A 14,056-nucleotide genomic window follows, 5' to 3' on the forward strand; every position below is an offset into this window, starting at 1 on the left:
ATGCACAATGTCCTGGCGCCCGGCGTGGCCGTCTCGCTCGGCGAGCTGATCGAGATCCGTCACCGCCTGCGCGAAGTCCAGCTGTTCTCCACGCCCTCACGGCGCAGCCCGCTGATCGGCCTGCACCACTCGCGCCTGCGCGGCCGTGGCGTGGACTTCGACCAGGTGCGCGTCTACCAGGCCGGCGACGACGTGCGCACCATCGACTGGCGCGTCACCGCGCGCACCCAGGAGCCGCACACCAAGCTGTTCCATGAGGAGCGCGAACGCCCGGTGTTCGTCCTGGTCGAGCAGAGCGCGCGGCTGTTCTTCGGTTCCGGCCTGTGCTTCAAGTCCGTGCTCGCTGCCCGCGCCGCCGCCTTCGTCGGCTGGGCCGCACTGGCGCACAACGACCGCATTGGTGGGCTGGTCTTCACCGACAGCGAATGCCACGAGATCAAGCCACGGCGCAGCAAGCAGAGCCTGCTGCAGTTGTTCAACCTGATCGTCCGCGCCAACAACGCCCTGCTCGCCGGCTCCCACCTCAGCCACAGTGGCGACGGCTTCGGCATGGCCCTGCGCCGCGCCCGCGAGGTGCTGCGCCCGGGCAGCCTGATCATGGTGATCTGCGACGAGCGCGCGCTCAGTGATGTCGCCGAGCAACAGCTGTCCCTGCTGGCACGCCACACCGACCTGGTGATGCTGCCGGTGTCCGACCCGCTCGACCACGCGCTGCCTGCCGCCGGGCTGCTGCGCTTTGCGGAGGGTCAGGCACAGTTGGAGCTGGACACCCACATCGACGAACAGCGCCTGGCCTATCGCGCCCTCGGCGAGGCCCGTCGCGAACGCTGGCAGCGCCTCGCCTTGCGCCTGGGCGTGCCGCTGCTGCCGCTGACCACCCAGGAAGAACTGGTGGAGCAGCTGCGCAACCTGCTGGAACAGCACCAGCCGGGATACGCCCAATGAATCCCCTCGACCAGTTGCAGCCGCTGATCGAACCGGCCGCAGTGCCCTCGTGGCCGCCAGCGCCGGGCTGGTGGTTGCTCGCCGCGCTGGTGCCGCTGCTGCTTTGGGCAGTGTGGCGCCACCGCCGGCGCTGGCTGCCCAAGCGCAAGACCCGTACCGTCGAAGAGGCCCCGCTGGACCCGTTGCGTGAGGCTGCCCTGGAAGAACTCAGGAGCCTGCCGCGCCCCTATGACCGCGCGCCGGCCGGTCCCTGGCTGCAATCGCTCAACGGTCTGCTCAAGCGCCTGTCACGCGCCCGCTGGCCGGAAAGCCACAGCCACACCCTCAGCGGCCGCGCGTGGCTGGCCTTCCTCGACACCCGCTGCCCGGCCGCCGGCCTGACCCGCTGGATGATCCTGGTGGAGGGCGGCTACCGCGCCGAATGCCAGCTGGACGACAAGGCCATCGACGGCCTGGCTGCCTCGGTGGAAACCTGGGTGCGCAAACATGTTTGAGTTCGCCTGGCCCTGGATCTTCCTGCTCGCCCCGCTGCCCTGGGTGATGCGCTTCATCCTGCCGCCTGCCGATAACGGTGAGGCGGCAATCAGGATCAGCTTCCTCAAGGAACTGGAAGGACTCGCCGGCCGTCGTGCCCGCGCGCGCCTTCCCGCCTGGCGCCAGCAGGCTCCCTTCGCCCTGCTCTGGCTCTTCCTGCTGCTGGCTGCCGCGCGCCCGCAGTGGGTTGGCGACCCCCTGCCGATTCCCGCCACAGGCCGCGACCTGCTGGTGGCGGTCGATGTCTCCGGCTCCATGGACTACGCCGACATGACCTGGGACGGCGCGGAAGTGAGCCGCCTGAGCCTGGTAAAAAAGCTGTTCGGCGACTTCATCGAAGGCCGCCGGGGCGATCGCGTCGGACTGATCCTGTTCGGCACCCGCGCCTACCTGCAGGCACCGCTGACCTTCGACCGCCACACCGTGCGCATCTGGCTGGACGAAGCGCTGATCGGCATCGCCGGCAAGGATACCGCCCTGGGCGACGCCATCGGCCTGGCCGTCAAGCGCCTGCGCCAGCGTCCGGCGGAGAGCCGCGTGCTGGTCCTGATCACCGATGGTGCCAACACTGCTGGCGAGATATCCCCGCAGACGGCCGCCAGGCTGGCTGCCGAAGAACACGTGAAGGTCTACACCATCGGCATCGGCGCCGATCCGAAACAGGGCGGCGTGGCCGGGCTGTTTGGCCTCAATCCGGGGCTGGATCTGGACGAGCCGGCGCTCAAGGCCATCGCCGAAAGCACCGGCGGCGAATACTTCCGCGCGCGCAACGGCGAAGAGTTGCAACGCATCTCCGACAGCCTCGATCAGCTCGAGCCGGTCGAGCAGAAGCCGACCCAGGCGCGGCCGGCGCTCGCGCTGTACCGCTGGCCGCTGCTGCTGGCGCTCCTGGTCAGCGCGGCGCTGGTGGTCGGCACCCTGTGGCCGCCCGAAGACTGGCGCTGGCCCGCCTGGCTGGCACGCCTGCAGAAGGAGCGCCAGCCATGACTGGTTTCTGGCCGCACCTGCTGCACCCGCTGTGGCTGATCCTGCTGCTGCCGCTCGGCTGGCTGCTGTGGAAACTCTGGCACCGCGAACGCCGCGCCGGCCGCTGGCAACTACTGCTGCCCCAGGCCTTCCATCCGTGGCTGCTCTCCGGCGGCAATGGCCGGCATGAACGCCGCCCGTGGATCTACCTCGGCAGCGCCTGGCTGCTGGCCGTGCTCGCCCTGCTCGGCCCGAGCTGGGAGCAGGTCGAGCAACCGACCATGGAGCGCAGCGACCCACTGGTGGTGGTGCTGGAGCTGACTCCGCAGATGCTCGCCACCGACCTCAAGCCCACGCGCCTGGAACAGGCCCGGCACAAGCTGCTCGACCTGCTGCAGAGCCGGGCCGATGCGCAGACCGCCATCGTCGTCTACGCCGGCAGCGCCCACACGCTGGTGCCGCTGTCCAATGACCTGGCCACCGCCCGCAATCTGCTCGATGCCCTCAAGCCGTCGATCATGCCCGAACCCGGCCAGCGCGCCGATCTCGCCGTGGCCCAGGCGCGCCGCCTGCTGGACAACGGCGCTGAAGGCAATGGCCGCATCCTGCTGATCACCAGCGCGCTGGACGCCCGCGAACGCCAGGGCATTCGCCAGGCGCTCAAAGGCAAGGGCAAGGACCTCCTGCTGCTCGCCGTCGGCACCCCCGGTGGCGCACCCATCGCGCAGGAAGACGGCACCTTCCTCAAGGACGATCAGGGCAACATCCTGGTGCCACGTCTGGACGAAAACTCGCTGCGCGCCTTCACCACCGACATGGACGGCCGCTTCCAGCGCCTGCGCACGAACAGCAGCGACCTGCGCTCCCTCGGCCTGCTGGACAGCACCCGGGGCCTGCAGGTGAGCGAAGAAGATGCGCTGCTGCGCCTGCAACGTTGGGCGGACCAGGGCTATTGGCTGCTGTTGCCCCTGCTCCTGCTCGCCGCCTGCGCCGGCCGTCGCGGCTGGCTCTTCAGCCTGCCGCTGTTGCTGCCGCTGCTGTGGGCGCCACCGCAGGATGCCAGCGCCTTCGAACTCAACGACCTCTGGCTGCGCAGGGACCAGCAAGGCCAGCGCCTGCTCGATGCCGGGCATCCCGCCGAGGCCGCCGAGCGCTTCGAGGACTTCCGCTGGAAGGGTCTGGCGCTGTACCGCGCCGGCGACTACGTGGACGCTGCGCAGGCCTTCGCCCAGGGCGACGAGGCCGCCGACCACTACAACCGAGGCAACGCCCTGGCCCGGCAGAACGAACTGGAAGCCGCCCTCGACGCCTACGACCAGGCACTGGAGCGCGACCCCCAACTGGAAGCCGCCAAGCGCAACAAGGCGCTGCTCGAAGACCTGCTCCGCCAGCGCAAGGAAAATCCCGCCGGAGACGGCACGGACCAGCCGCCCCAGCAGACTCAGGATCCGGCTCAGAGCAGCGATTCGCAGGCCGCCCAGCCGCAGGCCCGGCAGCACGAGGATGAGCACTCCAGCGAGCGCGACTCCCAGCCGGCACCGGCGGCGCAGAATCCGTCGCAGGAAGCTGACCGTCCTTCTGCGAGCCGCAGCGACCCGCGCAACGACGACGCCCGGGAAGAACAGGAAACCAACCCGGAAGATGCCGGTCCACTGGGGGACGAACGCCGTCAGGCCCTGGAACAGTGGCTGCGGCAGATTCCCGACGATCCGTCCGAGCTGTTGCGCCGCAAGTTCTGGTACCAGCAACAGCAGCAGCGCCAGGAACCCACCCCATGAAACGGCTGATCTGCCTGACCCTGCTCTGTCTCGCCACCTTCCGTGCCGAGGCCAGCTTCACCGCCAGTGTCGACCGTGCACGGCTGAACCAGGGCGAGAGCGTCGAGCTCACGCTGGAGTCCGACGATCCGACGCTGTTCGGCAAGCCCGACCTGAAACCGCTGGACGAGCATTTCGTGGTGCTCGGCACCCGCCAGGTCAACCGCCTGACCACCCTCAACGGCAAGGCCCAGGCCACCACGCGCTGGATCATCACCCTGCAGCCACGGGGCGAAGGCAAGGTGGAGATCCCACCGCTGCAGCTGGGCGGCAACACCAGCGAACCCATCAGCCTTGAGGTGCTGGAGGCCGAGAACAGCACCGAGGGGCAGAAACTCTCGCCGGTGTTCATCGACGCCAGCGTCGACCACGAGGAAAGCTGGGTGCAGGCCCAGGTGATTCTCACGCTGCGCATCTACCACTCGGTCTCGCTGTACGACGACAGCAGCCTCAGCCCGCTGCGCATGAACGACGCGCGCGTCGAACAACTGGGCGAGCCGCGCACCTACGAGAAGGACATCAACGGTGTTCGCCACGGCGTGATCGAGGTGCGCTATGCAATCTTCCCGCAGAAGAGCGGCACCCTGGAAATCCCCGGCCAGACCTTCAATGCCACTCAGGTCGCGCAACGCCGCAGCGACGACAGCAACCCCTTCGGCCCGCAGCCGGGCAAGCAGGTTCGCGTGGTCTCGCCGAGCATTCCGCTGACGGTCGATCCCAAGCCCGCCGACTATCCCAAGGACGCGCCCTGGCTGCCCGCCCGAGCACTCAGCCTGAGCGAAACCTGGAGCCCGCAGCCGGAACAGGCCAAGGCCGGTGAGTCGCTGACCCGCAACATCATGCTGCGCGTGGAGGGCCTCTCCAGCGCTCAACTGCCGCCACTGCCGATCACCTTGCCCGACGGCCTGCGCCATTACCCGGATCAGCCGCAGCTGGCGAACGAGGCCAGTGACCAGGGCATGATCGGCAGCCGCGAGGAGCGCGAGGCGCTGATCGCCGACAAAGCCGGATCGGTCGAGCTGCCGCCGGTGGAAGTCGTCTGGTGGAACACCCAGGAGCACCGCGTCGAGCGCACCCGCCTGCCGGCACGTACCCTGCAGGTTGCCGCCAACGCGCAATTGGAAGAACACACCGAGGCGCCTGCCGCGCCCAGCGAGACCATCGTCAGCGACGTACTGCTGTGGCCCTGGCAGCTCGCCTGCGCACTGCTGAGCCTGACCACCCTGCTCGGCTTCGCCCTCTGGTGGCGCGCTCGCAGCCAGCCGGCGGTAATCCGTGTAGCGCCCGCCGGCCCCAGCACCCGTACCCTGCTCGACGAACTGCGCCGCGCCTGCCAGGCCAACGATTCCCACGCCACCCGCCAGGCACTCGACGCCTGGGCGCGCCAGCAACCGGAGACCCTGGCCGACATGGCGGCACGCTTCGTGCCGCTGTCCGATGCGCTGGACGGCCTCAATGGCGCGCTCTACAGCGACAGCGAAGGCGGTCGCAACTGGCAGGGTGAAGATCTCTGGCGCGCGATCCGCACCCTTCCCGGCGCCGATCCCGACGCACCGCCGGCTCCGGAAGCCAGCAGCCTGCCCCCGCTCTACCCCCGCTGACGGCTATGCTGGAGACATCCCCGCCAGAGGTGCCTCCATGCTCGCCCACCGGCTGATCCCGGCGCTGTTCGCCGGCCTGATGCTGATCTGCACGCCGCTGTCTGCGGCCGACATCCTGCCGCCGCACCAACCGCTGCAGGGCCCCGGCGGTTCGCAGTACCGGTACGCCGACGTGCGCCAGTGGAATTTCACCGCCCAGGGCAATGAGTACTGGGTGTTCACCCCGGACCGGCCTGCCCCGTCCAGCGCGCCCGTGGTGGTCTTCACCCACGGCTGGAGCGTGATGCAACCCGACCTCTACCGGACCTGGATCGAACACATCGTCCGGCGCGGTGCGATTCTCATCTACCCGCGCTACCAGGCAACACTGAAGACGCCGGCAGCGGAATTCCTGCCCAACGCCGCCGACTCGGTGCGCCGCGCCATCGCCGATCTGCAGGCAGGGAAGCTGGGGGTGAAACCGGAGCTGGAACACGTCGCCTATGTCGGGCATTCGGCGGGCGGACTGATCGCCAGCGGGCTGGCAGCCTCCTGGCAACGCCTTGGCGTACCCCAGCCGCGCGCACTGATGGCGGTGGAACCAGGCAAGAGCAGCGGGCCGCGCTGGCGCCAGGTGCCGCTGGAGCCATTGGCGAACATTCCTGCCGGCACCCTGCTGCTGGCGATCTGCGGCGACGAGGACGAGCGTGTCGCCTGCGACGACGCCCGGCGCATCTACGCGGAAAGCACCCAGGTTGCCGCTCGCGACAAGGATCTGCTCCTGCTGCGCAGTGATCGCCACGGCAGCCCGCCGCTGCTGGCCAACCACGCAGCACCGACCGCGCCGCGCTTTGATCCGCGCTACCCGCCCAGCGACACTTCCAGCTGGCTGCTCAATCGCGTGCAGGAGCGCGTGAAGCAACGTCTGAAGCAGGGACAACCATTGGCGCACAACGCATTGGCGACCGACGCAATGGACTGGTTCGGCCCCTGGAAACTGCTCGACGCGCTGTGCGACGCGGCCTTCTACGGCCAGGACCGCGGCTACGCCTTGGGCGGCGGGTCGGCGCAGCTGTCCATGGGACGCTGGAGCGACGGCACGCCGGTGAAGGCGATCCAGCGGTTGTCGACCTCGTCCCCCTGATAAACCGGTACGAGATAGGTTCGCGAGCAAGCGCGCTCCTACGAGGAGCACCTGCCCCCCAGCTTTGGCTCTTGAGTCTTCCAGAGAAATATCCGCACGCGCCCAATGCCCCGTTCAATGAGGGAATTTTTCGCCCCAAGCGAAAAACCGGATGTCCGGGGCAAGCCCTTTGGTTACTTTCTGGCGCTTGAGAAAGTAACTCGCCCGAGGGGGCGAAACACGGAGTCCGCGCGCACGCCGAAGCGAAGCGGGAACACCCGGCAAGAAGCAAGAGCATCGCGGCGAAGCTCTGCTCCTACAAAAACCCAAACGCCGGAGTCAACCTGCAGAAGCACGCCCAACAAGATCCGGAGCGGAATCAGCTACCGCTGCTTTCCATCACCGCCCCCTTGAACACATCGTCCAGCGGCACCTGGTAGCCAATGGCGAGGCGGTTGGTCTCGTTGGCCATCGCAACGACCGCCATCAGCTCGCCGAGCATGGCGTCGTCCATTCCGGCCTTGCGCGCCGCTGCGCCGTGGGAACCGATGCAGTAGTTGCAGTTGTTGGTGACGCTGACGGCCACATAGATCAGCTCCTTCACCAGCGGGTCCAACTGCCCCGGCCCCATCACGTCCTTGAGGCTTTCCCAGGTGCGCTTGAGGGTCTGCGGGTGGTTGGCCAGGGCTTTCCAGAAGTTGTTCACCCAGTCGATCTTGCGGGTCGCCATGATGTCGTCGTAGACGGCACGAACGTCGGGGCTGGCTTCGGCATACTCGATGAGCTGGAAAGACATGAGAACTCCTAACGAAAGGGAATAAGAAAAGCAGAATTCAGAATTGGATGACGGATCGAGCGATGGAGAAAGATAAGGCGCTTTCTCCCATCCCCGTCAAGGAATCAGACCCATGCAACGCCTTCCCGCCCTGCTCTTCGCCGCCGCACTCCTGCCCGCCGCGAGCCAGGCCGCCCAACCCGGCCTGTGGGACACCTACGCCAGCCTCAAGCAGCACACTTTCGTCGACCTGACCCACTCGTTCGACAGCAACACCCCCCACTGGAAAGGCTTCGAACCCATGGGCCGCAAAACGCTCTACACCGTGGACAAGGATGGCTTCCAGGTGGAGCTGTACAGTCACGTCGGCCAGTGGGGCACCCACGTCGACCCGCCCGTGCACTTCCACAAGGGGCTGCGCAGTGTCGACCAGTTGGAGGTGAAGGAGCAGTTCCTGCCGCTGGTGGTCATCGACATCCACGAGCAGGTGGCGAAGAACCCGGACTACGTACTGACCCTGGCCGACGTGAAAGCCTGGGAGAGCAGGCACGGCGCAGTGCCGGAAGGCTCCTTCGTTGCGCTGCGCACCGACTGGTCCCAGCGCTGGCCGGACCAGGCGAAGATGCAGAACCAGGATGCCAAGGGTGTCGCGCACTATCCGGGCTGGAGCAAGGAAGCGCTGGTGTATCTCTACGAGACCCGCAAGATCACCGCATCCGGCCACGAGACCACCGACACCGACCCGGGCATCGCCACCAGCAAGGACGACTACTCGCTGGAGTCCTACATCCTGGGCACCAACCATTACCAGATAGAACTGCTCGCCAACCTCGACAAGGTGCCCGAAGCCGGCGCGCTGGCCGTGGTGAGCTTCCCGAAGATCGCCGAGGGCACGGGCTTCCCGGCGCGGGTGTTCGCGATCCTGCCGTGACGCAGCAACTCCAGCAGCGCGCCATGCGCGCGATCGCGGGCGTGGCCCGCTCCTACAGGGAAATCGACGCCTGAACCCGAGCGAGGCGAAGCCAATCGCGGCTCCGGGTTCGATCTGGAAGCCATAAAAAAACGCGGCCCGAGGGCCGCGTTTTTTCGTGCTGGAGCGTCGATCAGTGAACCAGGATCGATGCCTTCTTCTGACGTACCTTCTCCGGGTTGATCAGGAAGCGCGCCAGCGCCGGCAGCAGCCACAGGGCACCGAACATGTTCCAGAGGAGCATGAAGGTCAGCATCAGGCCCATGTCGGCCTGGAACTTGATCGCCGAGAAGATCCAGGTGGCAACGCCGATGGCCAGGCACAGACCGGTGAACAGTACGGCCTTGCCGGTGGACTTCAGGGTCTCGTAGTAGGCCTCCTGCAGGGACAGACCCTGGCGCAGGAAGGACTCCAGGCGGGTGTAGATGTAGATCCCGTAGTCCACGCCAATACCCACACCCAGCGCAATCACCGGCAGGGTTGCCACCTTCACGCCGATGCCCAGGGTAGCCATCAGCGCGTTGCCCAGCACCGAGGTGAGGATCAGCGGCAACACGATGCACAGGGTCGCGGCAAAGGAACGGAAGGTGATCAGGCACATCACCGCCACGCAGATGTACACCAGGATCAGGATGGTCAGTTCCGAGTGCTTGATCACGTCGTTGGTGGCGGCCTCGATACCGGCGTTACCGGCGGCGAGCTTGAACTTCAGGTCGTCCTTCTCGTTGGCCTTGGCAAAGTCCTGAACGACAGCGACGGCGCGGTCGAGAGTTTCGGCCTTGTGGTCGTTGAGGAATACCAGCAGGGGCGCCAGCGAGCAGTTGCTGTTGAACAGGCCTTCGGCGCGGCTGATGGAGTTGTTCAGCACGTCCTGGTTGCGCGACAGCGACTCCCACTTCAGGTTGCCTTCGTTCATGCCCTTGATCATCTGCTTGGAGACGGTGACCAGGGAGATGGCCGACTGCACGCCCTGGGTGTTCTCCAGGCGCCAGGCCAGCTCGTCGATGGCGGACAGGGTCTTGTGGGTGGAGCAACCTTCGGCTTCGGATGCGACCATCACCACCAGCACGTCGGAGCTGGTCGAGTAGTTGCGGATGATGAAGTCGTTATCCAGGTTGTAGCGCGAGTCCGGACGCAGCTCCGGCGCGCCCTGGTCGAGGTCACCGATCTTCAGGTGATGGCCCTGCCACATGCCGCCGGCGAACATCGCCAGGGCGATGACCACGGAGATCGGCGCCACGGACGGGCTGGCGAAGTTGGACAGCGCACGCCAGAAGGGATGGTCGCGCACCGCGTCTTCCTTGCTGCGCTGCACCGCCTTCTTGCTGATGCCGATGTAGGAAATGGCGACCGGCAGCAGGATCAGGTTGGTGAACACGATCACCGCCACGCCGATGGAAGCGCCGATGGCCAGTTCGCGGATCACGCCGATGTCGATCACCAGCAGGGTGATGAAGCCGACGGCGTCCGCGAGGATCGCGATCATGCCCGGCAGGAACAGCTGGCGGAAGGTACGACGGGCAGCCAGCAGCGGGGTTTCCGCGTCACTGGACTGCAGGGCGATACCGTTGATCTTCTGCACGCCGTGGGAAATACCAATGGCGAAGATCAGGAACGGCACCAGCATCGAGTACGGGTCCAGCCCGAAGCCGATCAGGTGCAGGATGCCCAGCTGCCAGATCACCGCCACCAGGGTGGTGGACAGCACCGCGATGGTGGAGCGCACGCACTTGGTGAACCACAGCAGCAGCACCAGGGTGATGACGAAGCAGATGCCGAAGAAGCCGACCACCATCAGCAGGCCGTCGATCAGGTCACCGACCTTCTTGGCGAAGCCGGTGATGTGGATCTTCACGTTGGGGTTCTGCAGCTGGTACTTGTCGCGGATTTTCTCTTCCAGCTCATGGGAGAACTGGCGATAGTCCAGCTTCATCAGCTTGCCCTGGTCCTTCGGGTCCGGATAGACCTCCAGCAGCGGCACGTCGACGATGCTCGACTTGAAGTTGTTGGCCACCAGGCGGCCGATCTGGCCGGACTTGAGCACGTTGTTGCGCAGCAGGTCCAGGGCCTTGGCGGAACCGTCGTAGGTCTGCGGGATCACCTCGCCACCGGCGAAGCCTTCCTCGGTCACTTCGGTCCAGCGCACGCTCGGGCTCCACAGCGACTTCATGCCGGAGCGGTCGACGCCGGGGATGTAGAAGACCTCATCATGGATCTGCCGCAGCGTCTCCATGTATTCCTTGGTGAAGATGTCGCCGTTCACCGCCTCCACCGAGATGCGCACGGTGTTGCCGAGGTTGGCCAGGTCGTTGCGGTGCTCCAGCATGTTCTGGATGAACGGATGCTGCAGCGGGATCATCTTCTCGAAGCTGGTGGACGGGCGCACTTGCGTGGCCGACCAGGCGAGGAAGAGGGTCACCAGCAGGCACGCGATGATCACGAACGGCCGGTGGGTGAAGATGATGCGTTCCAGGAAAGTCGCCTTGTCCTGTTGATGCTTGTTCAGAGCGTTCATTGCGGCTCCCCGGCTTATTGTTGTTCTGTCAGCTCGGCGCCGGTCGCCGAAGCCAGATGGATACCGCCCTGGCCGACCAGGACCAGGTTGCCATTGCCGGCCGCGCTCACGCCCGCGAGGGACAGGCGGTCCGGACGGTTGACGACGCTGAAGCTCACGCCATCATCCTTGCTCTCCAGCACGCTGCCGCCATGACCGACGACGACGATGGTGCCGTCATCCAGCAGGCTGCCTTCGGAGAGGCCGAACTCCAGCTCGCCGCCGTTGGCGGTGGGCAGGCTGACCTGCTGCCAGGTGCTGCCGAAATCGGTGGAGCGGAACAGGTGGCCGCGCAGGCCGTACGCCAGGACGGTGCCGGCCTGGGTAGTACCAGTGGCACCGAACAGCGAGCCTTCGTACGGGCCCTGGAGTTTTTCCCAGGTCTCGCCCCAGTCCTTGGAGCGGAACATGCTGCCCGCCTCGCCGACCACGAACAGGCCGGCATCCTTCACTGCCGTAATGGCGTTGAGGTGGAACTGGTCTTCGTTGTCGAGGCGGTCGCTGACGTCTTCCCAGTGCTGGCCACCATCGGTGGTTTCCAGCAGCGCGCCGTAGGCGCCCACGGCCATGCCGTGGCTCTCGTCCTGGAACCAGATGTCCAGCAGCGGCGCTTCGCGCTTGAGGTCCTCGAACTGGCGCACCCAGGTGGTGCCGCCGTCGGTGGTGGCCAGGACCTGGGCGTCATGGCCGACGGCCCAGCCCTTCTTGTCGTTGATGAAGAACACCGAGGTCAGCAGTTGGCGGGTCGGCACGGTGGCCTGGGTCCAGCTCTTGCCTGCGTCGTCGGAATAGAGGATGTGCCCGTGATCACCCACCGCGACCAGGCGCTTGCCGGCATGGGCAACGCTCAGCAGCAGGCTGCTGGAGGCCTTGGCGGAAATGATCGAGTTGGAATCGCTGGCGGCGTCCGTTGCGGCAACGGCATGCAGCGGAGCCAGGGACATCATCAGGAAGGAAAACGCGCCGAGCAGGGAAATCGACTTGCGCGACATCGGGAAGGAGCGTTGCACTCCCGAGACGGGCTGCTCGCTCGAAGTGCGCCACAGGGGCTCACGCATATGCCTTTACCTCTTTTTCTTATGCAGGCGGTATGTAGTTTGGAGCTATATAGCCAGCCTTTTCCGGGGCTGACAATTAACGGCACGTTATCTTTTGTTAAGCCCCACTCGCGTCACTCGAAAGGATGACCGCGCTTCGCCGCATCAGCCGAAAGGCGCGTCGCCAGGGGCCTGCAACGGGTGAAGCGGTAACACTTTCACGCCCAGTGCTTTCACGAAGCCATAAAAAAGCCCCGCCAGGGGCGGGGCTCTGTCTGTACGCACGAGCCTGCTTGCAAACGTGTCAGCCGGCAGAACCGAAGCTGGGCGGTTCGCGAGCAAGCTCGTTCCGGCAAGCCTGACGGCGAACTCAGCGAGTGCCGCGGCGACGCAGTGCGGACGGGCTGAAGTAGGAGTCGTCCGGTACGGCCTGGCCGAAGTCGATGGTGCTCGGCTCTTCGTTGTCCAGGTTCTGTACGTGGTAGCGACGGGCCTGCAGGTCGTGGAAGGTATCCAGAGCGGTCCAGGTGGTGGGCAGCTCGTAGTAGTTCTTCAGGTAGGCCAGCGATACACGCCACAGTTCGCCACGACCGTCGTACTGATCGACTTCGGCGGCGCCCCAGCTGTCTTCGTCCAGGAACAGCACGCGCTTGGAGTAGATGTGGCGCGCGCCCGGCTTCAGGGTGCCTTCGACGACCCACACGCGGTGCAGCTCGTAGCGGGTGTATTTCGGGTTCAGGTGATTCGGGGTCAGCAGATCCTTGTACTTAACCTCAGGGCTGGACACCTTGTAGTTGTTGTACGGGATGTACATTTCCTTCTTGCCCACGAGCTTCCAGTCATAGCGATCCGGCGAGCCGTTGAACATGTCGGTGTCATCGGCAGTGCGCAGGCCGTCGGCGGCAGCGATCGGAGTGTCGTAAGCCAGGTTCGGCGCACGGCGCACGCGGCGCTGGCCAGCGTTGTAGCCCCAGGCCTGACGCGGTTCCTTCACCTGATCCAGGGTCTCGTGCACCAGGGCGGCACCACCCGCCAGACGGGCCGGACTCTTGGTGAACGACAGGTAGTAGAACAGCAGGTTGTTCAGGTCTGCGAAGCTCTTGCCCTGGATGTAGTACTTGAACAGCGCTTCCTGCTGCGAGGTCACCAGCGAGTAATCGCCGTTGCGCTGCACGGCCACTTCGGAGGCGCGACGCACGACGTAGGTACCGCGGTAGCGGGCGATGTGGTTCCACACCGCTTCCACGCCGCTCTGCGGGATCGGGAACGGAATGCCGCCGAAGGCATCGACGAAGCCGTTGCCGCCCTCGGCCAGCTTGGCGCTGGTCGCGTTCTTGAAGGTGTTGTCATACACCCACTGCGGCGCCGAACCACTGCGGCGGCTCGGGTACACCGGCATCTGGAAGGTGTCCGGGTAGGTGGCGAACAGCGCCAGGGTGCCCGGGGTCAGGTTGGCCTTGTACTGGTCCAGGTTCGCCTTGGTGATGGTGTACAGCGGCTTGTCGGCAGCGAACGGGTCGATGTGGTGCTGGCCCGGCTTGTAGCCGGCCGGCGCCTGGGTGATGCCGCCGGTCCAGGCCGGGATGGTGCCGGCGGCATTGCCGGCCTTTTCCGCGCCCAGCGGGGTCAGGTTCGACTGCAGCTTGGCCGCGTCCTGCGGGGAAACCGCCGCCAGGGCGCTGCCGGCGGACAGGGCCAGGGCCACGGCGGCGCCGACCAGGGTACGCATGTTGCGCATGTTGCTTCTCCGTGAGG

The 14,056-nt window shown here is 66.1% G+C and carries 11 protein-coding genes; 7 read left to right on the top strand and 4 right to left on the bottom strand.

Going from position 1 to position 14,056, the window contains the following annotated elements; genetic code table 11:
• The 6 genes from AC1ZV1_RS20745 to AC1ZV1_RS20770 are packed head-to-tail and all read left to right on the top strand — an operon-like array spanning position 1 to position 6,986.
• Positions 1–945, top strand: coding sequence for a DUF58 domain-containing protein (locus tag AC1ZV1_RS20745; protein WP_484293402.1), 945 nt, complete (start codon positions 1–3; stop codon positions 943–945).
• Positions 942–1,439 (top strand): DUF4381 domain-containing protein, encoded by a 498-nt coding sequence (locus AC1ZV1_RS20750; RefSeq protein ID WP_484293403.1) that lies wholly within the window; start codon positions 942–944, stop codon positions 1,437–1,439. The genes AC1ZV1_RS20745 and AC1ZV1_RS20750 overlap by 4 nt, the downstream gene beginning before the upstream one ends.
• Positions 1,432–2,466: a vWA domain-containing protein gene (locus AC1ZV1_RS20755; protein WP_484293404.1), complete on the top strand. Its 1,035-nt coding sequence runs from the start codon at positions 1,432–1,434 to the stop codon at positions 2,464–2,466. The genes AC1ZV1_RS20750 and AC1ZV1_RS20755 overlap by 8 nt, the downstream gene beginning before the upstream one ends.
• Complete coding sequence (locus tag AC1ZV1_RS20760) at positions 2,463–4,223, top strand: vWA domain-containing protein (RefSeq protein ID WP_484293405.1); 1,761 nt, start codon at positions 2,463–2,465, stop codon at positions 4,221–4,223. Before AC1ZV1_RS20755 ends, AC1ZV1_RS20760 begins: the two co-directional genes overlap by 4 nt.
• Positions 4,220–5,863, top strand: coding sequence for a BatD family protein (locus tag AC1ZV1_RS20765; protein WP_484293406.1), 1,644 nt, complete (start codon positions 4,220–4,222; stop codon positions 5,861–5,863). The genes AC1ZV1_RS20760 and AC1ZV1_RS20765 overlap by 4 nt, the downstream gene beginning before the upstream one ends.
• Before the next feature lie 37 nt (positions 5,864–5,900).
• Positions 5,901–6,986, top strand: a complete 1,086-nt coding sequence (locus AC1ZV1_RS20770; protein WP_484293407.1) for an alpha/beta hydrolase fold domain-containing protein — start codon at positions 5,901–5,903, stop codon at positions 6,984–6,986.
• Positions 6,987–7,344: 358 nt separating this feature from the next.
• Here the strand turns inward: AC1ZV1_RS20770 and AC1ZV1_RS20775 are convergent, their stop codons facing one another.
• Complete coding sequence (locus AC1ZV1_RS20775; RefSeq protein ID WP_484293408.1) at positions 7,345–7,761, bottom strand: carboxymuconolactone decarboxylase family protein; 417 nt, start codon at positions 7,759–7,761, stop codon at positions 7,345–7,347.
• Between the two features lie 112 nt (positions 7,762–7,873).
• On the opposite strand from AC1ZV1_RS20775, the gene AC1ZV1_RS20780 reads away from it, so the two are divergent.
• Positions 7,874–8,671, top strand: coding sequence for a cyclase family protein (locus tag AC1ZV1_RS20780; protein WP_484293409.1), 798 nt, complete (start codon positions 7,874–7,876; stop codon positions 8,669–8,671).
• Between the two features lie 172 nt (positions 8,672–8,843).
• Here the strand turns inward: AC1ZV1_RS20780 and AC1ZV1_RS20785 are convergent, their stop codons facing one another.
• The 3 genes from AC1ZV1_RS20785 to AC1ZV1_RS20795 all read right to left on the bottom strand — a co-directional run bounded on the left by AC1ZV1_RS20785 (position 8,844) and on the right by AC1ZV1_RS20795 (position 14,039).
• Positions 8,844–11,225: an efflux RND transporter permease subunit gene (locus AC1ZV1_RS20785; protein ID WP_484293410.1), complete on the bottom strand. Its 2,382-nt coding sequence runs from the start codon at positions 11,223–11,225 to the stop codon at positions 8,844–8,846.
• Between the two features lie 14 nt (positions 11,226–11,239).
• Positions 11,240–12,322 (bottom strand): WD40/YVTN/BNR-like repeat-containing protein, encoded by a 1,083-nt coding sequence (locus AC1ZV1_RS20790; RefSeq protein WP_484293411.1) that lies wholly within the window; start codon positions 12,320–12,322, stop codon positions 11,240–11,242.
• 349 nt (positions 12,323–12,671) lie between these two features.
• A complete protein-coding gene (locus tag AC1ZV1_RS20795) occupies positions 12,672–14,039 on the bottom strand; it encodes a DUF1329 domain-containing protein (protein ID WP_484293412.1) in 1,368 nt (455 codons plus the stop codon).
• Between the last annotated feature and the right edge of the window lie 17 nt (positions 14,040–14,056).

This window comes from Pseudomonas sp. BB438 (assembly GCF_057180225.1).